Here is a 22,610-nt window from a genome sequence, read left to right as displayed (position 1 = left end):
CTCCATCGACAGCGAACCGCCCCCTCCGCCTCCTGCACCGCTCCTCCTGCGCATCACGGACGAGGAGCGCCGCTTCATGAAGGCGCTGCATGGGTTCATTCCCTCGCCCCGCGCCGCCAAGCGCTTCGTCAACACGTACCGGCTCCTGCACGCATCCCTCCCCGCGAACGAGCGGGCCGCGTTCGTCGGAAGCCAGGAGCGCCCCGGAGAGAGCCAGTTCGCCCAGCTCCTGCTCGCGATGATCATCGGCCACCCAGCGGAAGCGACGCGGGTGCTGGAAGCCCTGGTGGAACACGAGCCCACGGGCTCGTGGTGGGACTTCATCCAGGCCCGCGCCCACGACACTCCCAGCTCCGAGGAGTCACCGGAACGCTGGGCGGAGCTGGCGGCGCGGATGGACGAACTCCGGGCGCAACGCATCTTCCCGGAGGACCTCGCCTGCGGCGCCTTCGTGAAGTGGGCGCCTCGCGTCGCGCGCTACTCCTTCCAGGCACGCTCGGTGCTGATGGCGCGGAAGAAGACGGCGGCACCCGCACGACGCAAGGTGAGCAAGGCCTCGTGAGGTTCCGGCATCCGCGGTACCAGACGAGGCGGACGGTGCCTCACGGAAAGCCGGTCAGAAACCAGAGCGATATGTCCGTCACGTATTCCCGTTGAGTGCTTCGCGGGACGGAAGCCCGCGGGATGCCGGGGCGTCACAGGCGGGACCGGACGCAAGTGCGTGCCCACGGCGTGGAGGGGTGCATGACGGAACTCTCAGTGGATGTGCGCGTGCAGGTGGCTCGGTGGCGGAACCTCCTCGTGGACGCGGCCCGTTGCGACGCGCTGGCGAGTCCCCTGGCGGCTCTGACACATCCCCATTGGGAACCGATGGAATTGCAGGCCCTCTGGTGGCTGCGCGCGGAGAGCCTGCTGCCCGTGGGCGTGCTGGCCACGCGCCTGGGAGGACTCGCCATGCCGCGCCTGAGCCGGCTGGTGGACCGCCTGGAAGACGGCGGGCTCGTGAGCCGCGAGCGCTCGGTGCGGCATGACCGCCGGCGCGTGCGCGTGCGCCTCACCGACGCGGGCCGAGCGCTCACGGACGAGCTCAACGCGCAGGTGCAGGAGCGCATGGCGAAGCTGCTGTCCCCGCTCCAGGGAGAGACGCGCAGCGCGCTCATGGACATCCTGGAGCTGTGGGTGCAGGCCCTGACCGTCCAGGCCCGCACCGCCGAGGAAGTGGCCGAGGAGACCGCCGAGCTGGCCAGCGTCCCCGACGAGCTTCTAAGGGCTTCGGCCGCCTGACGCGCCCTACAGCCGCACCTCGATGACGCCCGAGCGGCGGCACTCCTCCGCTCCGTCGCCTTCCCATTCGTCCTGCGCGCCCTGCACGAACATCGGCAGCACGTCGGAAGTCATGGGTCCCATCCGCCAGCGCCCCGTGCTGTCCGTCTCCCCTCGCACGGGAGGCATCGAGCGGTACTTCCCGCCCACGAGCACCATGGCTCCCGCCACGGGACCTCCCCGGCGGGTGACGTGGACCTCACAAGAGGGACCGTCGGACGGAGCTGGCGACAGCCGCACGTCCACGGTCGTGTCGTCCGCGCCCACCTGCGCCACGCTGCTCGGCCGTGACGCGTACGGCACTGACGCGACCTGGACGCGGTAGGTGCCGGGCTCCAGCAGGGACACCGCGAGGCCGTCTTCCTCTGGAACGAACTTCCGCGAGGGCACCGTGCTCCACAAGCCCTGCGCGTCGCGGCGTTCCAGCAGGTACACCGGATAGGGCGGCACGGCGCGCTCCTTCAACTGCGCCCGCGTGAAGCCATCCATCCGCACCACCAGCCACCGGTACACCGGCACGCGCCACTCGACGTCCACCACGCCCTGCATTGCCTCCGTCGGAGTGAAGTCGAAGTCCCACATCGAAGGCGCCTCCGGACGGCCGTCCTCCTCCATCCCCCGATAGACGTTGAAGCGCGTCGCACTCCAGGTCGGAACGCCGGGAATCGTGAAGCGTCCATCGGCGTCCACCGGCTCCTCGCCTCCCCTCCAGCTCACCATCCGCCCACCGGACCGGTCCGAGCCGCCCAGCAGGACCCGTCCACGCAAGGTCACGGAGCGGCCAACGCCTTCGGGAAACAGCCGCGCCACGTCCAGCGTCACCGGGTTCACGGTGCCCTCACGCAGAGGCACCTCGACCGGACTGCCCTCCCGCCCCGAGGGCGCGCGCAGCCACAACCTCACCGCCCTGTCCGGAGGCAGCGGCGCCAGGCGCGTGTCCGCATCCGGACGCAGCGGGACCGGCGTGCCATTCACGAGCGCCCATCCCAGGTCCGGATTCGCCAGCGCCAGCATGGGCTGCAGGGCGCTGGCCCGCTCGGCGTCCTGGGGATCCACGACCCGTTCGATGCGCACGGAGAACGTCCCCTCCGTGTCCCTCGCACCTTCCAGCCGGACGCTCACGCCCGTGGGCCGGTTCGCTCGCAACACGCCCGCGTCCAGCGTGCCCGACTTCGGCGAAGTGCCCGGCACGAAGTCCGCCCACCAGAAGGTCCCGTCCGGCTCGAACGCGACCACCTGGTAGCGCGGCGCGGGAGGCACCGCCACCGGCCCCAAGACGCCTCCCTGTGAGGAAGCGGTGGCGGGCGCCGGCATCCACTCGCGCACGTTGGCCAGGTCCTCCAGGCTCGAAGGCCCCACGATGCTGAGCGCCTTCTGCCGCTTCTCCTCCTCCCACCACCCCTCGTCCCCTTCGACGACGAACGCCGCACCCACGCGCGCCTCGCCAGCGAACGGATGCGCCCCCTCCAGCGTCGCCGTCAGCCACAGGCCCGCGTCCGCCTCCGTCTCCGCCGGAGAAACAACTTCAAGCACACCGGCGTCCACGGCCTGAGTGGACATCGAAGGCGCTGCCGGCACCGGTAGCGGCACGGGCACGGACCGGAACGCCAGCCACCACCCGACGCCAAGCAGCACCGCCACCGTCACACCCAGGATCCACTTCACGCGCATGTGGCGTCAGTCCGTGTCACTGGTGGAGTACAGGGACAGCCACACCGGCGCGTGGTCCGACAGCCGGGTGACGTAGTCCACCGTGTTCGCGATGTAGTCGCGGCCCGTGCTGGAGAACTCCGTCACGTAGCTGTCCTGCATCCAGAAGTGGTCGTACGCGTTGGCGAAGCCACCGGACGTGTTCATCGTGGTGGCCACGTCCAGCTTGCACGTCACCGCGGGCGACACGGCCTTCAGCTGGCTCCAGGACGCGTGGGTGCAGGCCATGTTGTGGTCGCCCACGAGGATGACGTCCTGGTCCGTGCCGCTCGCGGACTGCACGGACGCGAACACGCCGTCGATGGCCTGCGCCTCCAGCGTGCGGTCCGCCGCCGTGCCCCACACCGCGTGCCAGTTGAGGAAGGTGTAGTCCGCGCCCGTGGGCAGGTGGCGCACCTTCACCACCTGCGGCTCGCGCTCGAACAGGTCCCCCGTGTCCGTCCACACCGTGGAGGACAGGAGCGACACCGTGTCCGTCCGGTACAGCACCGCGTAGGACTCCTTGTAGGAAGACCGGCCGATGAGCGGCGTCACCACCGCCGTCCACGTCACGCCGGACACCTGCGTCAGGTTCTGCGCGATGGCCGTCGCCGCCGCGGCCTCCATCACCTCCTGGAGGAACACCACGTCACAGCCGTTGTTCGACGTGCTGTTCGCACCGAACTGGTTCCACAACTGCTTCGCGTCATCCAGATACGTCTGCTCGGCGGCCCATCCCTCGTGGCGGAGGTTCCAGCTCACCACCCGAAGGTACGAGCCCGCCTGCGCCAACGCGGGGAGCACCAGCACGGTCAACACCAGGACGCGCGACAAGAAGGACGATCCTCTCATTTCACGGAACCTCCGGGCCTGCGGGAGAAGAAGCGCCGCATCTTCAGCATGCCGGGGCCGCAGGAAAAGACCCCCTTCGTGGAATCGAGGTGACAGCCCCCCTGGCACGACAATCCCCCGACACCACCCCTTAAATGCAACTTGATTGCATTTGACTCCCGGTGGCATTTATTGCGGGCCGCTCGCGGGAAGGCGAGCAGGCGCGCGCACCGCCACAGGTGCGTCCAGAGGGGACCCCATGAGCCGCATCGTCTGGAGTGTCGGAGGCACGGGAGTCGTGTTGTCGTGTCTCGCGGTGGCCTGGCTCCACCGGCCCCTGGAGGCCGCTGTCGAGCCGGTCCCCGCCGCGCCCACCGTGTCCCAGCGGGCACCTGTCCCTCCCCAGAGGACCGGAGCCGCGCTCCCTCCCATCACGCCCGTCCGGGAGTCCGCGCCCAGCGCGCGGGAGCCAGAGACGATCCTGTCGCCGGAGGTGTTCCTCGACACGGCGCTGAAGGCGAAGGGGCCTCCGCAGCCGGAGCTCCGGGGCCGTGCGCGCCGTGTGCTGCCCGACACGCGCGTGCGACTGGTGCGAGCCTTGCGCGCGGACCACCCGGACCCGCGGGCCCGCCGTGACGCGGTGCTGGCGGAGCTCACCGCGTCCGGTGACAGCGTGGAACCCTGGACTCAGGACGCCCGCGCCGCGCTGGACACGTGGCACGCGCGCATCGACCAGGACGTGCGGCCCGTCCAGGTTGAGCCACCCCACTGCTACACCGCCGGCTGCGTGACGCGCGTCACCTTCCCGGACGAGGCGTCCTTCCGCGACGCGTGGGAGCGCACCTCCCGCCTGTCCCCCAGCGCCCACGGCGCCCACCTCCAGCTCCCGCCCGAGCACCTCCCCTCGGGCGAGGTGCGCGTCCCCTGGCTCGTCCTGCGCCCGGACCGCTCCTAGCCCCGCTCTCACCCGCAACACCCACCCAAGAGGAGTCCCGCATGTCGAAGCACCCCCTTGCCCTGCTCGCCGTTGGCGCCGTCTTCCTGCTCGCCGGCTGCGGTACCGAAGACGCCCCCGCCCCGGAGTCGCAAGCCCCCGTCACCCAGCAGTCGGAGCTGCTCGCCGCCTGCCAGGACACGGAGGAGCTGGCGGAGGTCGCCGAGCACTCCTGCACCCACGCCGAATACGGCCCCTTCGAGTCCGTCACCGCCGCGCCCTACGGCAGCCCGTCCTTCGTGGACGTGAGCGTGGGGCACACCGCGTACAACGTCACCCTGCCTGCCATCGCGTACCGGCAGTGGACGCTCGGCTACGCGGGCTCCGTCATCTTCACCCCGGAAGAGTCCACCGAGTACGCCTTCCTCACCTCCGGCTACCGCGCGGTCCGCATCGTCAACGCGGCCACCAACGAGGAGGTCGGCCTCGAGTGCCGCTACCAGGTCCCGCAGGAGGTCTGCGGCAGCCTGCGCACCGCCGTCACGGCCGACCTGGAAGGTGGCATCGACTACCGCGTGGACTTCGCGGCCGTCGTTCCCCAGCCCGCCACGTTCCTCCTCGTCATCGAGGAGACCGCGCACGACCACGCCGAGGAATAGGCCCCGGTGAGTGAAGGCCCGTGGACACCTCCAAGGTCCACGGGCCTTCCCAACATCCGAAAACTTCTGTATCTCAGTTGCATCTACATCACGGATTCCAATGAGGCAGTCCCATGCGCACCCCGTTTCCAGCCCTCCTCCTGGCCGGCGGCCTCGCGGTCCTGACCGCCTGCGGCGGCGACGACGCTCCGCCCGGTCCGGACGGCACGCCCCAGGAGCAGGCCGACCCATGCGCCCCCCACGGCCACATCCACCGCGAGCCTGAGGGAGACTGGTGCCACTGTGACCGGGGCTACCTGGCCAGTGAACAGGGCCTGTCGTGCGTGACGGACCCGGACTACGTGCCGCGCGAGGGCTTCGACTTCGGGGACAAGGGCGAGCACGCCTGCTGGCACGTCACCAACGGCCCCTTCGCCACCGTCACCGCCTCTCCGGAGCGTCAGCCGCGCGTGGACGACTTCCACACGCACTACACCGTCAAGCTGCGCCCGGAGAACGGCCAGTCCGTGGGCACCTTCGGCTTCAAGGCCTGGGCCTCCGGTGACTTCGTCCTCTACCTGAGCACGCCCGACGTCGCCGTCACCGTGAAGGAAGGCGAGCGCGTCGTGGAGCCCGTGGGCGCCCAGGCCACCGGTCCCTTCTGCGACGGCCTGAAGCAGATGGTCGGCTACGAGCTGACGGACAAGGTCCAGTACACGGTCACCTTCGGCCCCACCGCGCGCACCGGCCTGGGGCTCGTCATCGAACACCTCCAGTGACGGACTGAATCGCCCGAAGCTTTATTGCAACCAAGTTGCGTTTACGGCATGAGTGAGCCACCGGGCGCACCGGCGGCTTCTGGCCGCCTGGCACCCCGTTCGCGCCCGGCATCCCGAAAGGAAACACCCATGTTGAAGATGAAGCGCATCGCGCTGGGCGCGTTGTTGTCGCTTGGCCTGACGGCCTGCGGACCGATGGAGGAGGCGCCGGAGGCCTCCTTCGAGGCGCAGGACTCGCAGGCGCTGGAGGCCGGTTGCACGTCGCTGGGCACGGGCATCACCACGCACGCGTGCACCCACGCAGGCAACCCCACGGACCACGTGTCCATCACGGCGAGCGCCACGCGCGTCACCAGCGCGCCCGCCATCAGCACGCAGCACAAGGCCTATGACCTGGCGCTGCCGTCCGGCGCCGAGGGCTCCGTGACGTACGTTCCGGCCACCACCGGTTCGTATGCGTTCTACCGGACGCAGAACGTGGCCTTCACCGTGGTCAATGGCAGCACCAGCGCCACGGTGCCGGCCGCGCTGACGCACACCGTGTCGTCCGCTGGCTGCTCGCTCACGTACGTGTCCGTCTACGACCTGACGGCGGGCACGACGTACATCGTCGCTACGGGCCCTGCGTCCGGCAACGCGCTCACCGTGGTGCCGGAGTTCCTCAACGACACGCGCACGCGCTACTACCAGGACGCGGACGGCGACGGGTACGGCAACAACGCCACGTCCGTCCTCACCGCGTGCACGCCGCCCTCCGGCTACACGACGCAGCGCTTCGACTGCAATGACACGCCGGGCTCCGGCGCCAGCATCAACCCGGGCGCCACGGAGATCTGTGGCAACGGCGTCGATGACAACTGCGACGGGTCGCAGTGCTGACCGCTGTCCCCTGACGCGGGCCTGAGCCGGTCCGCTCCCGCGCCGGAGCACCTCACCTCGGAAGGGTGCTCCGGCGTGGGCTCTTCCCAGCCTGCATGAAGGACTCCCCCAGATGCGTCTCTCCTCCGCCACCTTCCTGTTCGCCACCTGTGCCGCCCTCGCGCTGACCGGCTGCGATGACGACGATCCCATCGACACGCCGGACGCAGGCGTCTCAACGGACGCGGGCTCCGATGCCGGCACCGGCAGCGACGCGGGCACGATTGCGTCCACCGCCACCGTCAAAGCCGCACGTCCCTCCGAAGGCGAGACAGACGTCTATCCGCTGGAGATGTACCTGGACGCCTCCGGGCAGACGCCGGTCATCGCCTTCCGCAAGGTGCTGACGCTCACGTTCAGCGAACCCATGGACCCGTCCGCCGCCCAGGTCACGCTGCACGACCGCACGGACACCACCGCCCCCGCGCGCGTCCTCACCGGCGCCTGGTCCGGGGACACCCGCACGCTCACCGTCACCGTGCCACGCACCGAGGAGAGCACCCGGCCGCTGGAGGTCTCCACGCACCACGCCCTGTCGCTGGATGCACTGAGGGACGCGGCCGGACGCGCGCTGTCACCGGCCACCGTGGGACTGGGGGGTGACACCGCACTGGACTTCACCACCGGCGAGCGCGATCCGGCGCTGGAGCACGCGTGCACGCACACGCTGATCAATACGCCGGAGGCCGTCACCGCGGGCCGCACGCCCTTCGACTTCCCGCCCGACACGAACACCGGCCACGCGCGCTACGACGTCACCCTGCGCTCCAGTGAGGCGGGCTTCGGCGGCTACACGGGCTTCATCTCCGACCCGGAGAACGCCGAACACGTCACGCTCTACCTGAACCAGGAAGTGCCCACGAAGGTCACCAACGACACGGCGGGGACGGACGTGGTGTCGGTGCTCGCGCCCGCGCGGTTCATCTGCGCCGGCATCACGCACACGGTGACGTTCACGTCGGAACCGGGGGATCAGATCTACCTGTTCCAGTTCGGCCCCGTGGCCTCGGAGCACCTCCAGTTCGTGCTGGAGCGCGAATAGCAAGCCCCACACGACCCGTGGGAAGTGCGTGCGTCCACCAGGACAAGATGGGCCACCCTGGCGGTCCAATGCCGCGTGGAACGCTGCTCGCTACGGTGACGGTCTCTCTCGGACTCGGAGGCCCACCGCATGCGCAACGCCGCCGCCACCCGCAGGACGCTCGCCCCTTACGAGGAAGTGCAGACATTGCCCCACTACCTGGTGGGCGAGGCGCTCGATGGCATCCTCTACGTCTCGTCGCCACCCGTCGCGCGCAAGCAGGGCCTGACGCCGTTGCTGGGCCGCGCGCCGGAGGGCTGGTGGTGGACCGCCGAGCCCCGGCTGCTGCTGGGACAGGACGTGCTCGTGCCGGACCTCGCGGGCTGGGTGGGCGGACGGCCTCCGACGCTGCCCGACGGCTCCTTCATCGACCGCGTGCCGGATTGGGTCTGCGAGGTGTTGGCGCCCGCTACCGCGAAGCTGGACCTGGCCATCAAGCTGCCGCGCTACGCCCGCGCGGGCATCCGCAACGCCTGGGTCATCAACCCCGTGCACCGCGTGGTGGAGGTGTTCCGCCAGGACCACGAGCGCTGGGTGCTGATGAACACCTTCGTCGCGGAGGATCACATCAGCGCGGAGCCCTTCGGCAAGGCGGACCTGATGCTGGCGCCGTTCTGGATCCAGGGCTGAAGGGCTCAGCGCGCGAGGAACACCCCCACGTCGACGGCTTCACGCCGCGGGCTCCCACGCGCCCGTGAACGCGTCGAAGCGGCGCACGTTGACGCTCAGCGCCCGGTACACCTGCGTGTCCGTCCCCACGTCCACGGGAGTTTCATCCGCGGGCAACGTCAGCCGGTCGAACCGCGTGCCGGTGAACCAGCGATGCGGTTGCGGCTCCAGGACGAAGAGGCCCTCGTCGTCCAGGTCCACCTCGATGGGCACGAAGTCCACGCGCTGAAGCTCCACGGGGGGCGGGAAGTCCATCGCGACGCGGAAGGGCACGCGTGCCGCCGCCTGGGTCGCGATGCCCTCCAGGAACAGCGAGCGCCCCTCCATCACGTCCGCCTCCGCGCCCAGGGCATTCGAAGGCGGCTGGAGCAGCAGCGACAGCGACCGCGCCACGCCCGCGATGCCTGGAGAGCGCCCCAGCACGCGCGCCTGTCCCGCGTCCGCGAGCAGGTCGAAGACCACCTCGCGGTCCCACTCGCCCAGCACGCGGCCGCCGGAGAAGAAGTCCCCTTCGTGCGCGTGCGCGGTGGGCAGCAGCACGTCTCCCAGGCGGCGCAGCAGGGCCCGCGGCTGGAGCGGGGACGCCTTCTCGAACAGGTAGATGGGCCCCAGCACCATGCGCGCGGTGGTGAGCGCCACGCGCCAGCCGGTGTCGGTGGTGAAGGTGCCGGCGGTGGACTCACCGGGCGCGAGCGCCGTGCGCAGCCCCATGCGGAAGGTGATGCTCCGGCCTCCGGTGCCGGACAGGCCGCAGCCAGCCGCGAGCGCTCCGCCCAGCATCCACGTGAAGGCACGACGGGTGGGACGCATCATGGCCGTTCCTCCTGGAGGTCCAGGTACACGGTGAGGGTGCCGCGCACGGTGCGGGGGGCACCGGCGGAGAAGTGACGCGTGGCCAGCAGGGACGCGGGCGCGTCGGGGCCGCGGAAGTTGGACACGTAGTTGAACTCGGACTCGCGCCAGCGCGCGTCCAACACGTTCTCCACCGACACGCCCAGCTCCACGGAGCGCCAGCGCGCGCGGGCCGCCACGTCGAAGAGGAAGATGGACTCGCTGTAGCGGTCCAGCGGCAGGGGCTTGGGCCCGATGGCGCTGTGCCCCAGCGCCACGCTCCACCCCACCGGCTGCCGGGCCACGGCGGCGCTGCCCCGCCACGACGCGTCCACGCGGCCCAGCACCTGCGGGATGTACGGCAGCACCGTGCCGTCCCACGGCTTCCACGGTGAGGCCCCGGGCAACGGTTGCGTCGCGCGGGCCCACGCGAGGCTCGCCTGCACGTCCAGGCGTTGGTCCCACTGGAAGCGCGCGCTGCCGAACGCGCCCAGCCGCTGCGACGGGCCAATGGGCTGGTTGCGTCCCGTCGTCTCGCTGAACACCAGGTCCTGCGACACGCGCGTGGCGAACACGGCGCCCCTCAGCTCCAGCATGGAGGGGCCATCCCCCCACCGCCACCCCAGGCCCGTCTCTCCCGACGTCACCCGCGCGTACGGCGCGAACTCCGCGTCGGACAGCCCGGCCGCGTCACTGGAGCGCGCGCCCAGGCCCACGCTGGTCAGCCACGTGAGGCGCGGCGTCAGGCGCACCTCCGCGCTGGCCCGGGGACTGGCGAAGAAGCCGTAGGCCTCCACGGACTCCTCCGGGATGCGAGCCCCCTGCCGGTCCTCGGCCGGCCGGTTCAGGTCCTCCACTCCGAACAGGAACGTGTCCACGCGCACGCCGCCCCGGAGCGTGAGCCATTCCAGCGGCGCGCCCCGCAGGGACAGGTACGCGCCCAGGTTCGTCACGCGCACCTGGTTGTCGAAGACGGTGGCGTACGGAGCACCGCCCTTGTCGCGCAGGCGCCGCGCGCGGGTGTGCACGTTGTCGTAGCGGGCCACGTAGCCCAGCTCCACCGGCTGCGGTTGTCCCCACCAGGTGAGGCCCGGCGTATAGCGGCCGCGCAAGCCCACGGTGGTGCCCTGGTAGGACTGCTCCGTGTTGTCGCCGCGCTGGGCCTCGCCAATGGGGGGCGTGTCCTGGAGGAAGCCGGTGAAGTTCTCGCGGCTGCGCATCTGCCGGGCGATGACGAAGGCCTGCTGCACGAAGCGGCCGCCGCGCTCCAGCCGGGACGTCAGCTCCACGGAGGCGATGTGGCGCTGGCTCGCGCCGCCCTGGTTCGGGTCGTAGAGGCAGAAGAACTGCGAGTCCGCGTCCGCGTCGCACGGCAGCCGCGAGTCCACGACGTCCGTCTCCCGCACCACGCCCGCGGAGCCGTAGCGCGCGCCGTAGCTCGCGCCGAACAGGCGCAGCTTCGTCTCCGGCCCCAGGCGCAGCTCCGTCTGCGCCATCAGGCCCGCGTTCGCATACGCGCGGTTGGGGCCGAAGCCGTGCCCCTGGCGCAGCAGCACGCCAACAAAGGTGGCGGCGGTGGACTCTGGCGGCCCCCACACCAACGACAGACGGCGCGACGCGAAGCTGCCGTAGCTGGCGGACGCGGTGATGCCCCGCCGCTCCAGCCCCAGCTGGTACTCCACGGTGCCCGCGACGCCGAAGTCGCCCTGGGACGGATCATACGGGCCCTCCGTCACGCGCAGGAACTGCACCAGCTCCGGGATGATGAAGTACGTGTCCGCGTAGCCGTGGCCGTGGGCCTGGGAGACCTCGTTGAGGGGCACGCCGTCCAGGCGGATCTCCACGTCCTTGCCCTCGCCCGCGTCGAAGCCGCGCAGGTACACGGTCTCCGCGTGTCCCTCCCCACCGTGATTGGCGAGCATCACGCCCGGTGCCAGCAGCATCAGGTCCGTGGCCGAGTTGCGAGGCACGTCCGCGAGCTGCCCCACCGTGATGTGGAAGTCCCCCACGGCGACAGGAGGCGGAGCGGCGGACTGCCCACGCACCGTGGTGGAGAACACGGGCAGCTCCGGCTTCGCGGGCGCTGGCGGCTCCGCGCCCATGGACGCCGGGGGCATGGACGAGGAGCGCTCCGCTGGGGCGGCTTCATTCGCGGCAAGCGCCCCTGCGTCCGCCACCGGTTCGAACATCACCGGCACGTCCACCCGCACCTCCAGCGGTTCCTCACCCCGCCGCGCGGGCTCGAAGCGCCACCGCAGGGCCGCCGCCATCGCGGCCCGGTCGAACGCCTCGCCCCCGGACTCCCGCACCTCCACCTGGGACACCTCGCCCCCGGCATCGATGGTCAGCCGCAGCAGCACGCGCACGGCCTCCGTCAACGGCGGGACGTCCGCCGGCATCACGGGCGGCGGCGCCTCCACCGGCACGGGCGGCGTCACGGGCATTTCGGGCGACGCGCTCAACAGCCAGAGCACCAGCGTCGGGATGAACACGGGCAACGACCTCGGCCGGCGGGACCCACCCGGCACAGGCGGTCCTCCCAACGGCGGTCCGTGGATATCGCAACCCAGACTTGACTTGCAACATAGTTACAAATACCAACCGGATGCATGAACCAACGAAGCAAGTGGACCCGGGGCCTGCTCATAGGCGCGCTGGGCCTCGCGGCCTCCGGCTGCGGCGACGCCGTGGCGCGGGGCGACGTGCGGGTGACGCTGAGCGGCGGGGACGGCACGCAGCGCGGCTACGCGGACCACCTCTTCCAGGACGGTTGGTCCGTGCAGTTCACCAGGTACCTGGTGTCCCTGGGCGACTTCACCCTCACCTCCGCGGCCGGCGACGTGCAGGCGACGACGGAGCACCTGCTGGTGGACGTGCAGAAGGGCGACGTGCCCCTCACCGGCCTGACCGGCCTGGAGGCGGGGCGCTACGGCGTGGCCTTCCGCGTGAGCCCGCCGGAGGCGCGCACCGTGGCGGGCACGGGCGTGTCCGCGGACGACCTGGCGATGATGCGCGAGCGCGGCTTCAGCTACTTCGTGGAGGGTCGCGCGCAGAACCGGGACCCCACCCTGGGCCTCTACACCTTCCGCATGGGCTTCCCCGTCAACGCGCGGATGGTGGACTGCATCAACGGCGTGGACGGGACCCAGGGCCTCGTCGTGCCGGAGAGCTCCGTGGCGGAGGCGGAGGTCACCATCCACGCCGAGCACATGTTCTACGACCGGCTGGGCACCCACCGCGGCGTGCAGCTGCGCTTCGAGGCCATCGCCGCCACCGCGGACGCGAACCACGCCATCACCCCGGAGGGGCTGGCGTCCCAGGACCTGCTCGACCTGCGCGGCCTGGACGGCGGCGAGCTGCGCGACGCCCAGGGCCAGCCCGTCGTCTACCAGCCCGGCGCCTACGCCCTGCGCACGCTCCAGGAGTTCATCACCCAGAGCATCGTGGATCAGGCGCACCTCAACGGCGGCGGCGTCTGCACCGTCGCCGCGCCGTAGGGCCTTCCCCATTCATGGGAAGGCCCCGGCGGGACGTCAGGCCTTGGGCGCTTCCTTGGCGGCGCGCTGCGCTTCGACCTCGCGCTTCACGTCGTCCATGTTCAGCGCGCGGACCTGCCGCAAGAGGTCCTCCAGTGCCGCCGCCGGCATCGCGCCCGGCTGGTCGAACAGGAGGATGCCATCCCGGAACACCATCAGCGTGGGAATGGACCGGATCTCGAAAGCACCCGACAGCTCCGGCTGCGCGTCGGTGTCGATCTTCCCGAACACGATGTCCGCGTGCTTGGTGGAGGTGCTCTCGAAGATGGGCGCGAACGAGCGGCACGGACCACACCAGGTCGCCCACCAGTCCAGGACGACAATGCCGCCCTTGCCCACCGTCTCCTTGAAGTTGTCCTTCGTGATTTCGACCGTCGCCATGAGGTCCTCCTAACGAACTTCCAGCAGCTCCACCTCGAAAAGGAGGGTGGCATTGGGGGGAATCACACCGGCCGCGCCGCGCGCGCCGTAGCCCAGCTCGGGCGGGATGGTGAGCTTGCGGATGCCGCCCACCTTCATGCCCGCGACGCCCTGGTCCCAGCCCTGGATGACCTGGCCCGCGCCCAGCCCGAAGGTGAAGCCCTGGCCCCGGTCCCGGCTGCTGTCGAACTTCTTGCCGTCGGTGAGCGTGCCCACGTAGTGCACCGTGACCCGCTTGCCCGCGACCGCTTCCGCGCCGGTTCCCACCTTCACGTCTTCCGTCTTCAAGCTCATGCCAGGCTCCTTGGCGGGAATCCGCCATGGAAAAATGCGCACTCTAACGCCGGGCGCAGCCTCCCGCCTCCCTGAAAGCCCATCCCCCGGCCGGAATAAAAAAGTGACGGCGGGGCTCCGGATGATTCCGGACACCCCGCCGCCAGCTCCTGCCATGGAGGCCGTGACTTCAAGCTTCAGGTCAGAACGTGCCACCCACGTTCAGCGTGGTCGTGTAGCTGCCACCGCCCGACGGGTCGCTCCCACCCGGCTGGATGTCCGGGGCGAACTGCTTGTCGAACAGGAAGTTGTAGTAGCCACGCAGGTCCGCGGTGAAGTGGCCGAAGTGGCCGCGCACGCCCACGCCCGCCGGCACGTTGCCCACGGTGTCGTCGCTGTAGCCGAGCGCCTCACCGCCGCGGAAGTGGTAGTTGCTGATGCCGATGCCGCCCAGCAGGTACGGCTGCACCGCCGACGGCGCGATGGCGAGCGTCAGGGCCGCCTGGCCACCGTTGCGCACCAGGTCCGGGCCGCTGTCAGCACCAAAGGCGCCCGCGTCCTTGATGTTGTTCAAGGCACCGGAGTAGCCGACTTCGACACCCAGCACGGACGTCGGCTTGAGCGACGCCGTCACGGCCGCGGAGGGACCGGGGGCAATCTGCGGAGCCAGGGCGCCGGTGTAGCCTTCCACACCGCCACCGATGAGGAGCGTCAGGCCCTTGTTCTTGTTCTTGCTCTTCTTCTCCACCTCCAACGGCTGGATGTCCTCAGACGTCGCGGCAGGCCGGAAGTCCGTGGCCGAGGACGGCGCGGCGACGCCGCTGCCACCCGTGGCCGGCTCACTGGACATCGAGCTGTCGCTCTGGCTCATGCCGCCGCTGTTCCCGCCGGCCGGAGGCGGAGGCGGAGGCGCGGGAGGCTCCGCCGCGGGAGGCGGCGGCGGCGCGGGGGGCTGGCTCTGCGGCGTGATGCCACTGGCGCCGCTGCCACCCATTCCTGACTGATCCACCGGCTCGCAGCGCAGCGGCATGTTCAGGTAGACCGCGCCGCTGCCTCCGGTGCCACTGACGCTGGGGCTGCTCACGCCCTGGCTGGTGGTGCTCAGGTCCTTGCTCTTGGAGGACTCATCCATCGACCCGGACTGGCCGCTGCCGCCCGTGCCCTGAAGCGATTCATCCACCGGCGCCTCCTCGATGGTGAGGTCCTCTTCCTGGACCTCCCCCACCGGCGCCTGTGCCGTCTTGTCCTTGTGTTGCGTGTCCTTGGGGACTGCGGCCTGCCCTGGAGGGCAATCCTTCTCCGCCGCACCCGCGCCCGTCCCATACATGAGCGCCGCGATGGCGCCCGCCAGAATCTTCGCTTTCATCCAACCCTCCATCGTCGACTGACTGACATGAAGGTTGTCGTGCGAGGGACATCCGGCAAGCCTTGCTCAAGTCATCACGGACAGCTGACCTGCCCGCCCGCCCTCCAGGGGGGAAGGCGTGGTTTCAGAGCCACTTCACGGAGGCGGAGGGCTTGTACGCCCCCCTGTCCACCGTCAAAGACAGACGCTGAAAAGCCATTCGTCACGCGCCGCGCAGCCACGCGGCACCCGTGACGACAGGCAATTGCAGTGCGCGTTCGCGGTCCAGGTCCAGGTTGCCGATGTGCAGCGACAGCGGCGCCTGCACCCACTTGTAGATGGACTGATGGAACAGGCGCACGAAGCGGTCCACGTACCCGCCCAGCCTGTCCGCGTCCACCTCCGGGAACATGGCGGTGAGCGCGGTGCGCATCTCCGACGGGGTGAGCTTCTCGCCCGCGTGCAGGTAGAAGCACGCGTCCAGGATGGGGAAGGGCATCAGCTCCTCTTCGCCCACCTGATCATGCGCCAGCTCCGGCCCCGCGGGCTTGGCCAGCACCTTGCGGATGCCCTCGTAGCCGGTGGTCTCCTGCAGGTAGTCCAAGAGGTACATCACCACCGTCTTGGGCACGTTGGCGATGACCGCGAGCGCGCCCATCAGGTCGCCACCAATGGTGGTGTAGCCCACGGACTTCTCGCTCATGTTGCCCGTCTGCAGGAACAGGCCGCCGCAGGAGTTGCTCCAGTTCCACATGCGCTGGGCGCGGATGCGGGCCTGGATGTTCTGCTCGGTGATGGGGGTGAGCTTCGCTTCGCCCAGCATCGTCTGGGCGGCGGCCTTCTCCCGCTCGAAGGCCTCCTCGATGGAGACCACCTGGAAGGGCACGCCCAGCTCCCGCGCGATGGTCTCCGCCGCGTCGCGCGTCTGCTGGCTGGAGTACGGGCTGGGCATGTAGAACGCCTGGATGAGCGAGCCCGGGTTGTCCGGCCGCGCGCGCTTCGCGTACCGGTGCGCGATGAGCAGCGTGAGCAGCGAGTCCCGCCCGCCCGACAGCGCGATGCCGAACAGCTTGAAGGCGCGCGTCTTCTCGAAGTAGTCGCCCACGCCCAGCGACAGCGCGTCCAGGATGTCCTCGCACAGCGCCACGCGCGCGGTGCGGCGGGTGTCCGGCGCGGGCAGGAAGAAGCTGCGGTGCGCGGGCACGGGATAGGTCAGCTTCTGGCGCTGCGTCTTCACCGCCTGCGTGCAGTCCAGGGTGGGCACCTTCCTGCCGCCGGCCGTCACCCAGTCCTCGCGGTCCACGCGCCAGGTGGTGTTCTCCGTGCGCAGGCGCAGCGTGCGGTCCAGGTCCACCACGGCGGAGCTGAAGCCCTGCTGGAAGCGCGGCGTCTCCAGCACGTGGCGGCCGTTCTGGTTGACGAAGCCACCGCCGTCGAAGATGAGGCCGTCGTTGCTGCCCACCGCGTTCGCGTACGCGATGGTCACCTGGTGGTCGGACGCGCGCGTGGCGATGAGCTCGCGGCGCGTCTCCCAGAAGCCCAGCCGGAAGGGGGACGCGGACAGGTTCACCACCAGCTCGCCGCCGGAGTACGCGCGCCGGCGCATGGGGCCATCCGCGCTCCAGATGTCCTCGCACACCTCCGGCGCCAGCGTGCCGAAGTCGAACTGGAAGAGGTAGTCCCCCAGCGGCACGCCCCGGTGGCTCTCCGCCATGCCCGGCTGGCCGTGGCCGAACGTGCGGCCCTCGTAGAAGACGTTGTACGTGGGCAGCTTCTCCTTCGGCACCAGGCCCAGCACCTTGCCGCCCGCCACCACCGCCGCGCAGTTGAGCCGCACGCCCTGGAGGGCCACGGCCACGCCCAGGATGCTCACCAGCGGCAGCGACGCGGTCTCCTTCGCGAAGCGCTCCAGCTCCGGCCACTGGTGGTCGATGAAGCCCTGCCACTGGACCAGGTCTTCCGCGGGGTAGCCGGCGATGACCTGTTCGGGGAAGACGCCCAGCGTGACGTCGTCCGCCGCCATCTTCCTCGCCAGGTCCAGCACCCTGTCGGTGTTCGCCTGGAAGGCGCCCACGGTGGTGTTGACGCTGGCGATGCCAATCTTCACGAGCCGCATGGTGCGTCGCTCTCCCTGAGAAGGCGTGAGGCCCCCGAGCAATGCGCGCCTGGGGGGGCCAGGGCAAGCGGATGATGCGGCCTTGGGGCCCTGGCCGTTCAGTTCCCCAGGGCCCCAGGCTCCGAGCTCCGCCGCTAGTTCAGCGGCCCGCTGGGGCGCATCGGCTGCAGCTGGCCGAGCAGGTCGCTCACGTCCCCCAGCACCTCTTCCAGGCGGCGCCGGACGTCCAGCTCTCCCAAGAGCTCCTGCCGCCGTCCGGGCTCCGGCACCAGCGCGGACGCCACCACGTCCGCCAGCATGCCGCCACCGGCGCGCGCGGCCACCGGCAGCAGGCTCTCCGCGAACGAGGGCGGCACCCGGCCGGCCAGTTCAAAGACGGCCTGGCGCAGCTGCTCCTCCTCCGGCCCCGTGTAGTGCGGATCCACCAGCACCTGGGCGCGCACCTGGCGGTAGAGCGTGCCCGGGGTCAGCTCCTCCACCATCCGCACCCGGCTGACGCCCTGCAGGAGGATGTTGTAGCGCCCGTCCTCCACCTGTTCGTCCCAGACGATGACGCCCGCGCACATCAGGGACTGCAGCGGCGGACGGCCCTCGTAGTTCCCCTCCCAGCCCGGCTCCAGCTGGCCCAGCGCCAGCACCCGGTCCGTGGCGAGCGCGTCCTTCACCAGCGCCCGGTAGCGCGGCTCGAAGATGTGCAGGGGAATCACGGTGTGCGGAAACAGGACCGCCGACGGCAGGGGAAACACCTTCAGCGCGATGGCGGCGCGTTCCACGGTTTCTTGTGCGGTCATGGTCACCCTTCCCCCGTGTGTAAGCCCCCGGGGCATGGGGCGCATTCCAATCAGGCAGGCATCCGGGCCCGGGGGCCCGGTGGCAAGGGCTCCCGGTTCCGCTAGGGTGCGCCCCCGCATGTCTCCTACAGAGCCTTCCTCGCCTCCCGCCCCGGCCTCCCCGGCCGCTGACGCCCCGAAGCTGTCCTGGTACCGCCGGCTGTACCTGCGCGTGGAGGCCGCCGCCTCCACCCCGCATGCGCTCGCCACGATGATGGCGGTGTCGGTGGTGGATGGTTCCATCTTCCCCATCCCGCCCTTCGCCGTGCTGGTGCCCATGGTGCTCGCCCAGCCGAAGAAGTGGGTGCGCTACTGCCTCCTGGGCACCCTGGCGAGCCTCGTGGGCGGCCTCATCGGCTATGGGCTGGGGGCGGGCCTGGGCGAGGGCATCACCCAGCTGCTGCACATCGACCTGGACGTGCGCGTGGACCGCTTCGGCGTGTCCGGCACGGTGGGCGAGCTCCTGGGGCGCAACTTCTGGGTGCTGGCGCTGCTGTGCTCCATCCTGCCCACGCCGTTCAAGATCGTCGCCATTGGCAGCGGCCTGGTGTCGGTGCCCCTGGAGCGCTTCCTGCTGGCGTCCGTCATCGGCCGCTCGGTGCGCTTCTTCCTGGTGGGCAGCGTGGTGCGCTTCTTCGGCCCCACCGCCCGCAAGTGGCTGCGCGTCTGACGCGCGCCTAGCCGCGGCGCGTACCGCCCACCGCGCCGCGCGGCGTCACCTCCGGGGGGCTGCCCTCCAGCACCGCCTCCACGGTGGCCAGCAGCACGTCCGGGCGCACCGGCTTCTCCAGCACCCGGTGGGCCACCGTCTCCACGAACGCTCGCGCCTCGGGCGACGACGCTCCGCCGGAGATGAACACCACCCGCTGCACCATCGCGGGCGCCTCCTGCTGGAGCCGGCGGTACACCGCGATGCCGTCCATGCCCGGCATCTGCAAATCACACAGCACCACGTCGAAGGACTCGCCCGCGGCCAACCTCGCCAGCGCGTCCTCGCCGCGCGTGACGGTGACGACCTCGTGGCCAGGCTCCAGCAAGAGGCGCATGGACTGCGCCAGCCGGGGCTCGTCGTCCACGATGAGCACGCGGCCCTTCCGCCCGGAGGCCGCCGTCCCCGGCCCTGAATCCCCCGCGCCGCGCGCCACGGCATGCAGCGGCGGACTCCCCGCGCTCTGCACGGGCGCGGGCGGCAGGAGCAGCGTGAAGGTGGTGCCCTGGCCCGGCACGCTGTGCACGCGCAGTTCGCCCCCGTGCGTGCGGACGATCTGCTGACAGATGGCGAGCCCCAGGCCGGTGCCCTCGTCGTTGCCCTTGGTGGTGAAGAACGGGTCGAAGATGCGCGGCAGCACGTCCGGGGCGATGCCGCCGCCGGTGTCCTCCACCTCCACGCGCGCGTGGCCGGACGCGTCCGTGCCGGTGCGCACGCGCACCTCGTGGCGGCCGGGGTCCCCTTCCGGGATGGCCTGCATGGCGTTCACCAGCAGGTTGAGCAGCACCTGGCCCAGCCGCGCCTCGCTGCCCAGCACGCGGGGCACCGGGCCGAAGTCCTCCACCAGCCGCGCGCGCGAGCGCAGGGTATGCAGCACCACGCGCACCGCGGGCGGCACCAGCGCGTTCAGGTCCACCAGTCCGCGCTCCGGCGCGCCCTCGCGGCTGAACACCTGCAGGTCCCTCACGATGAGGCGGATGCGCTCCGCGCCCTCCTGGGCCCCGCGCACGCTGGAGAGCGCGTCGCGCACGGCCTCCGGAGCCGCCGCGCCCTGCGCCGCGAGCCCGCGCCGGGCGGCCTCCAGGTTCAGCGCCAGGTAGGCCAGCGGGTTGTTGATTTCATGGCCCACGCCCGCGGCCAGCGTGCCCACCGCCGCCACGCGCTCGGCGGCCACCAGCCGCGCCTGCAATTCCTTCGTCGCGGTGACGTCGCGGTGGGTGGCCACGAAGTGCGTCACGGCCTGGCCGTTGGCGCGCACCGGGGACAGCTGCATCTCGCTCCACACCCGCGTGCCATCCGGCCGCGTCAGCGCCACCTCCGCGCGCAGCGAGCGCTCCTCGCGCAGCGCCTCCGCCAGCCGCTGCCGGTCTCCGCCGTCGCCGGACACCAGCAGGTCTCCGGGCGCCGCGCCGACGAGCTCCTCGCGCCGCCGGCCCACCAGCGCGCACAGGGCCTCGTTGGCGAAGACGGTGTGGAGCTCGCCCGACTCGCGCACCTCGCAGATGAGCACGCCCTCGTGCACCGCGCGCACGGTGGTGGCCAAGAGCTCCAGCAGCTCCACGGCCTGACGGCGCTCCGCGCGCGCCGCCGCGAGCAGCAGGCCCGTCAGCGTGGTGATGCCGATGAAGAGCTGCAGCACCACCAGCCCCCGGTGCGGCAGGTCCGCCGTGAAGAACGGCCCCAATTCCCGTGAGGTGCCGGCGATGGCCGCCAGCGCGATGGAGAGCGAGGACAGCGCCGCGCCCCGCAACCCGAAGCCCAGCGCCGCCCAGGCCATCAGCGGGAAGAGCAGGAACGTCAGCGCGTGCGCCGCCCCGGAGCCCGGCCGCGGGAAGGCGAAGACGCCCACGCACACCGCCGCCGTCAGCGCCAGGATCAGCAGCGCTTCCCACGAGCGCTCCGCGCGCCGGGGCCTGCGCAGCAGCAGCACGGGCGTCACCAGCAGCATGCCCAGCAGGTCCGCCATCCACCACAGCCAGCCGGAGGGGCCCCACTGCGTGGTGGACACCATCCCGCCCAGCACCAGCCCCAGCGTGCCCAGCCCCGAACCCAGCAGCGCCCCCAGCCCCGCGCCCGCGCCCAGCCACACGACGTCGCGCACGCGGTGCAGCTCCCGCGCGCCCTCCATCCGCCGGAACAGCAGCGCGGGCAGCACCGCCTCCAGCGTGGAGCCCAGCACCACGGCCAGCCCCACGCCCGGGGTCACGCCCATGGCGTACGCCACCGCCCCCGCGCCCAGCGCCACCGCGGGCCAGCGCGACACGCCCAGCAGCAGGAGCCCGCCCAGCGCCACGCCCGAGGGCAACCACACGGGACAGATGTGGCTCTGCTCCGCGGCCAGCGACAGCGCCACCCGCGCGGCCAGCAGATACACCGCCGCCAGCGCAAGGACCTCCACGAGGCCCCGGACCGGGAACGCCGCCACACGGGCCTGGGAACGACCTTGGATGATGACTCCCCCCCCGTCCCTTCAGGGCCGTGATGCCAGGGCCGGAGGAACATGCGTCATGCTAGCGGGGACAGCAGGACGTTGCACCCCATCCGCAGGGAGGCCCGCCCGGCAGGCAGGCGGTGTCCGGCGGGCGATGCAATGGACACCCTTCGGGACCGTATGAGGGACAAGGAGGAACGAATCTCATGTCGCGTCCCGGTCTTGCTGCGCTGCTGTCGTTCTTCATCCCCGGCGTGGGGCAGATCTACAACGGTGACATCCTGCGCGGGGTCTTCTGGCTCATCATCACGCCCGGCTTCTGGCTGGGCACGGGCGGCCTCCTCGGTTGGGTGTGCCACGTCATCGCCGCGGCCACCGCGTACAACCGCGCGGAGGACAAGGAGCGGATGAGATACGGCGTGGGTTAGTCCCGCGCGCCCTTGGAGCGCGGACATGAAAAAGGGGCCCACCGGCCCCTCGCCCACCGCCGCCCCGGTGCCCTCATGGGCCGGGGCGGTGTTGCTTCATCAAACTCAGGTGTTGAACGCGTCGGGCAGCGGTTGCGGGCCCGGGACGATGCCGGCGATGTCGGGATCCTCTTCGCCCGGCCCGCGGGCCGGACGCTGATCCTTCTCGGTCTTGCGTTCGGCCTTCTTGGCGTCCTTCTCGCGCTGCTTCTGCTGGCGCGCCATCTCCTTCTGCCGCTTCGTGGACCTTCCCTGCATGGAACCTCCTGGGAAACATTGACCGAAAAAGAGGCCCGGCCCCTTCAAGGCCGGACCTCGTGGATGCGTGAAAAGCAGCCGAGCCGGAAGGCTCAGCCGACCGGGCGGACGTTCTCCGCCTGGAGCCCCTTGGGGCCCTTCTTCACGTCGAACTCCACCTTCTGGCCTTCAGCCAGGGTGCGGAACCCATCCGCAACGATGGCCGTGTGGTGGCAGAACACGTCCGGACCACCGCTGTCCTGCGTGATGAACCCGAAACCCTTCGCATCATTAAACCACTTCACCGTACCACTTGCCATGATCTGCTTCCTTGTCCCACTGGCAACCCTGCGAAATCGCCGGACTGCCCGCCCCCGAATTTTGGGGCGAAGACCGCGCCTTAGCCCTGAACAGCCATGAAGTCGAGCCGGGAACCACTCCCGGTCCACCTCACGTCGTCGAAGGTAACAACCTCGATCTGGCGGTGAAACGCCTTCGCGGGGCGGTGCATTTCCTGCTGGCTGACGCTCCAGGCGGCCAGGGGTGACACCTC

23 protein-coding genes are annotated in these 22,610 nt (G+C 70.7%); 11 read left to right on the top strand and 12 right to left on the bottom strand.

What is annotated here, in order from left to right:
• Together D7X32_RS12650 and D7X32_RS12645 are read left to right on the top strand one after the other, a co-directional pair.
• A partial coding sequence (locus D7X32_RS12650; protein ID WP_208752411.1) for a hypothetical protein occupies positions 1-562 on the top strand: 562 nt, incomplete at its 5' end.
• Positions 563-744: 182 nt separating this feature from the next.
• Positions 745-1,284, top strand: coding sequence for a MarR family transcriptional regulator (locus D7X32_RS12645; protein WP_120602785.1), 540 nt, complete (start codon positions 745-747; stop codon positions 1,282-1,284).
• A gap of 6 nt (positions 1,285-1,290) precedes the next feature.
• Here the strand turns inward: D7X32_RS12645 and D7X32_RS12640 are convergent, their stop codons facing one another.
• On the bottom strand, positions 1,291-2,994 hold the full coding sequence (locus D7X32_RS12640) for a carboxypeptidase regulatory-like domain-containing protein (RefSeq protein WP_120602784.1): 1,704 nt from the start codon (positions 2,992-2,994) through the stop codon (positions 1,291-1,293).
• A gap of 6 nt (positions 2,995-3,000) precedes the next feature.
• Positions 3,001-3,846: an endonuclease/exonuclease/phosphatase family protein gene (locus tag D7X32_RS12635; protein WP_244238979.1), complete on the bottom strand. Its 846-nt coding sequence runs from the start codon at positions 3,844-3,846 to the stop codon at positions 3,001-3,003.
• A gap of 256 nt (positions 3,847-4,102) precedes the next feature.
• Here D7X32_RS12635 and D7X32_RS12630 point away from each other — a divergent pair, with 256 nt between their 5' ends.
• The 6 genes from D7X32_RS12630 (at position 4,103) to D7X32_RS12605 (ending at position 8,823) form a co-directional block, all read left to right on the top strand.
• The gene (locus D7X32_RS12630; protein WP_120602782.1) at positions 4,103-4,798 is read left to right on the top strand and encodes a hypothetical protein; all 696 of its coding nucleotides are present in this window, start codon (positions 4,103-4,105) and stop codon (positions 4,796-4,798) included.
• Between the two features lie 41 nt (positions 4,799-4,839).
• Positions 4,840-5,436, top strand: a complete 597-nt coding sequence (locus D7X32_RS12625) for a DUF1190 domain-containing protein (protein WP_120602781.1) — start codon at positions 4,840-4,842, stop codon at positions 5,434-5,436.
• Positions 5,437-5,549: 113 nt separating this feature from the next.
• On the top strand, positions 5,550-6,194 hold the full coding sequence (locus tag D7X32_RS12620; RefSeq protein WP_120602780.1) for a hypothetical protein: 645 nt from the start codon (positions 5,550-5,552) through the stop codon (positions 6,192-6,194).
• Between the two features lie 129 nt (positions 6,195-6,323).
• Positions 6,324-7,073: a putative metal-binding motif-containing protein gene (locus tag D7X32_RS12615; protein WP_120602779.1), complete on the top strand. Its 750-nt coding sequence runs from the start codon at positions 6,324-6,326 to the stop codon at positions 7,071-7,073.
• Between the two features lie 112 nt (positions 7,074-7,185).
• Complete coding sequence (locus D7X32_RS12610; protein WP_120602778.1) at positions 7,186-8,154, top strand: hypothetical protein; 969 nt, start codon at positions 7,186-7,188, stop codon at positions 8,152-8,154.
• A gap of 129 nt (positions 8,155-8,283) precedes the next feature.
• Positions 8,284-8,823, top strand: coding sequence for a Uma2 family endonuclease (locus tag D7X32_RS12605; protein WP_120602777.1), 540 nt, complete (start codon positions 8,284-8,286; stop codon positions 8,821-8,823).
• A 39-nt stretch (positions 8,824-8,862) separates the two neighbouring features.
• Here D7X32_RS12605 and D7X32_RS12600 read toward each other — a convergent pair whose 3' ends face one another.
• Both D7X32_RS12600 and D7X32_RS12595 read right to left on the bottom strand, forming a co-directional pair.
• Positions 8,863-9,675: a hypothetical protein gene (locus tag D7X32_RS12600; RefSeq protein WP_120602776.1), complete on the bottom strand. Its 813-nt coding sequence runs from the start codon at positions 9,673-9,675 to the stop codon at positions 8,863-8,865.
• Positions 9,672-12,137, bottom strand: a complete 2,466-nt coding sequence (locus tag D7X32_RS12595) for a TonB-dependent receptor domain-containing protein (RefSeq protein WP_279635578.1) — start codon at positions 12,135-12,137, stop codon at positions 9,672-9,674. The genes D7X32_RS12600 and D7X32_RS12595 overlap by 4 nt, the downstream gene beginning before the upstream one ends.
• A gap of 165 nt (positions 12,138-12,302) precedes the next feature.
• Here D7X32_RS12595 and D7X32_RS12590 point away from each other — a divergent pair, with 165 nt between their 5' ends.
• Positions 12,303-13,190: a hypothetical protein gene (locus D7X32_RS12590; protein WP_120602774.1), complete on the top strand. Its 888-nt coding sequence runs from the start codon at positions 12,303-12,305 to the stop codon at positions 13,188-13,190.
• 36 nt (positions 13,191-13,226) lie between these two features.
• Here D7X32_RS12590 and trxA read toward each other — a convergent pair whose 3' ends face one another.
• From trxA to D7X32_RS12560, 5 genes are all read right to left on the bottom strand, one after another.
• The gene (gene trxA, locus D7X32_RS12585; RefSeq protein ID WP_120602773.1) at positions 13,227-13,610 is read right to left on the bottom strand and encodes a thioredoxin; all 384 of its coding nucleotides are present in this window, start codon (positions 13,608-13,610) and stop codon (positions 13,227-13,229) included.
• 9 nt (positions 13,611-13,619) lie between these two features.
• The gene (locus tag D7X32_RS12580) at positions 13,620-13,943 is read right to left on the bottom strand and encodes an FKBP-type peptidyl-prolyl cis-trans isomerase (protein WP_120602772.1); all 324 of its coding nucleotides are present in this window, start codon (positions 13,941-13,943) and stop codon (positions 13,620-13,622) included.
• A gap of 181 nt (positions 13,944-14,124) precedes the next feature.
• Positions 14,125-15,288 (bottom strand): hypothetical protein, encoded by a 1,164-nt coding sequence (locus D7X32_RS46225; protein WP_208752410.1) that lies wholly within the window; start codon positions 15,286-15,288, stop codon positions 14,125-14,127.
• Positions 15,289-15,490: 202 nt separating this feature from the next.
• Positions 15,491-17,383 carry an NAD(+) synthase gene (gene nadE / locus D7X32_RS12565; RefSeq protein WP_120602770.1) on the bottom strand — a complete coding sequence of 631 codons (1,893 nt, stop codon included), beginning with the start codon at positions 17,381-17,383 and terminating at the stop codon, positions 15,491-15,493.
• Positions 17,384-17,517: 134 nt separating this feature from the next.
• Positions 17,518-18,174 (bottom strand): LON peptidase substrate-binding domain-containing protein, encoded by a 657-nt coding sequence (locus D7X32_RS12560; protein ID WP_120602769.1) that lies wholly within the window; start codon positions 18,172-18,174, stop codon positions 17,518-17,520.
• Positions 18,175-18,292: 118 nt separating this feature from the next.
• Between D7X32_RS12560 and D7X32_RS12555 the strand changes: the two genes are divergently transcribed.
• A complete protein-coding gene (locus D7X32_RS12555) occupies positions 18,293-18,883 on the top strand; it encodes a YqaA family protein (protein ID WP_120602768.1) in 591 nt (196 codons plus the stop codon).
• Positions 18,884-18,890: 7 nt separating this feature from the next.
• Here D7X32_RS12555 and espC read toward each other — a convergent pair whose 3' ends face one another.
• Entirely contained in the window at positions 18,891-21,347 is a 2,457-nt protein-coding gene (gene espC, locus D7X32_RS12550; RefSeq protein WP_167506471.1) for a serine histidine kinase EspC, read from the bottom strand.
• Positions 21,348-21,559: 212 nt separating this feature from the next.
• Between espC and D7X32_RS12545 the strand changes: the two genes are divergently transcribed.
• On the top strand, positions 21,560-21,781 hold the full coding sequence (locus D7X32_RS12545; protein ID WP_120602766.1) for a hypothetical protein: 222 nt from the start codon (positions 21,560-21,562) through the stop codon (positions 21,779-21,781).
• Positions 21,782-21,886: 105 nt separating this feature from the next.
• On the opposite strand, the gene D7X32_RS12540 is transcribed toward D7X32_RS12545, so the two are convergent.
• The gene (locus D7X32_RS12540) at positions 21,887-22,078 is read right to left on the bottom strand and encodes a hypothetical protein (RefSeq protein WP_120602765.1); all 192 of its coding nucleotides are present in this window, start codon (positions 22,076-22,078) and stop codon (positions 21,887-21,889) included.
• A 92-nt stretch (positions 22,079-22,170) separates the two neighbouring features.
• A complete protein-coding gene (locus tag D7X32_RS12535) occupies positions 22,171-22,377 on the bottom strand; it encodes a cold-shock protein (RefSeq protein ID WP_120529979.1) in 207 nt (68 codons plus the stop codon).
• Between the last annotated feature and the right edge of the window lie 233 nt (positions 22,378-22,610).

Origin of the sequence: Corallococcus carmarthensis (genome assembly GCF_003611695.1) — a bacterium.
Lineage (GTDB): Bacteria > Myxococcota > Myxococcia > Myxococcales > Myxococcaceae > Corallococcus > Corallococcus carmarthensis.
The sequence above is the reverse complement of the archived record's forward strand: the minus strand, read 5'-3'. Positions and strand labels throughout refer to the sequence as shown.

Coding starts and splice junctions, on each gene's coding strand:
- D7X32_RS12555 (WP_120602768.1), top strand. CDS start 18,293: ATGTCTCCTACAGAGCCTTCCTCGCCTCCCGCCCCGGCCTCCCCGGCC.
- D7X32_RS12620 (WP_120602780.1), top strand. CDS start 5,550: ATGCGCACCCCGTTTCCAGCCCTCCTCCTGGCCGGCGGCCTCGCGGTC.
- D7X32_RS12545 (WP_120602766.1), top strand. CDS start 21,560: ATGTCGCGTCCCGGTCTTGCTGCGCTGCTGTCGTTCTTCATCCCCGGC.
- D7X32_RS12595 (WP_279635578.1), bottom strand. CDS start 12,137: ATGCCCGTGACGCCGCCCGTGCCGGTGGAGGCGCCGCCGCCCGTGATG.
- D7X32_RS12580 (WP_120602772.1), bottom strand. CDS start 13,943: ATGAGCTTGAAGACGGAAGACGTGAAGGTGGGAACCGGCGCGGAAGCG.
- D7X32_RS12535 (WP_120529979.1), bottom strand. CDS start 22,377: ATGGCAAGTGGTACGGTGAAGTGGTTTAATGATGCGAAGGGTTTCGGG.
- D7X32_RS12590 (WP_120602774.1), top strand. CDS start 12,303: ATGAACCAACGAAGCAAGTGGACCCGGGGCCTGCTCATAGGCGCGCTG.
- D7X32_RS12640 (WP_120602784.1), bottom strand. CDS start 2,994: ATGCGCGTGAAGTGGATCCTGGGTGTGACGGTGGCGGTGCTGCTTGGC.
- D7X32_RS46225 (WP_208752410.1), bottom strand. CDS start 15,288: ATGAAAGCGAAGATTCTGGCGGGCGCCATCGCGGCGCTCATGTATGGG.
- D7X32_RS12630 (WP_120602782.1), top strand. CDS start 4,103: ATGAGCCGCATCGTCTGGAGTGTCGGAGGCACGGGAGTCGTGTTGTCG.
- trxA (WP_120602773.1), bottom strand. CDS start 13,610: ATGGCGACGGTCGAAATCACGAAGGACAACTTCAAGGAGACGGTGGGC.
- D7X32_RS12560 (WP_120602769.1), bottom strand. CDS start 18,174: ATGACCGCACAAGAAACCGTGGAACGCGCCGCCATCGCGCTGAAGGTG.
- D7X32_RS12610 (WP_120602778.1), top strand. CDS start 7,186: ATGCGTCTCTCCTCCGCCACCTTCCTGTTCGCCACCTGTGCCGCCCTC.
- nadE (WP_120602770.1), bottom strand. CDS start 17,383: ATGCGGCTCGTGAAGATTGGCATCGCCAGCGTCAACACCACCGTGGGC.
- D7X32_RS12615 (WP_120602779.1), top strand. CDS start 6,324: ATGTTGAAGATGAAGCGCATCGCGCTGGGCGCGTTGTTGTCGCTTGGC.
- D7X32_RS12645 (WP_120602785.1), top strand. CDS start 745: ATGACGGAACTCTCAGTGGATGTGCGCGTGCAGGTGGCTCGGTGGCGG.
- D7X32_RS12600 (WP_120602776.1), bottom strand. CDS start 9,675: ATGATGCGTCCCACCCGTCGTGCCTTCACGTGGATGCTGGGCGGAGCG.
- D7X32_RS12605 (WP_120602777.1), top strand. CDS start 8,284: ATGCGCAACGCCGCCGCCACCCGCAGGACGCTCGCCCCTTACGAGGAA.
- D7X32_RS12540 (WP_120602765.1), bottom strand. CDS start 22,078: ATGCAGGGAAGGTCCACGAAGCGGCAGAAGGAGATGGCGCGCCAGCAG.
- D7X32_RS12625 (WP_120602781.1), top strand. CDS start 4,840: ATGTCGAAGCACCCCCTTGCCCTGCTCGCCGTTGGCGCCGTCTTCCTG.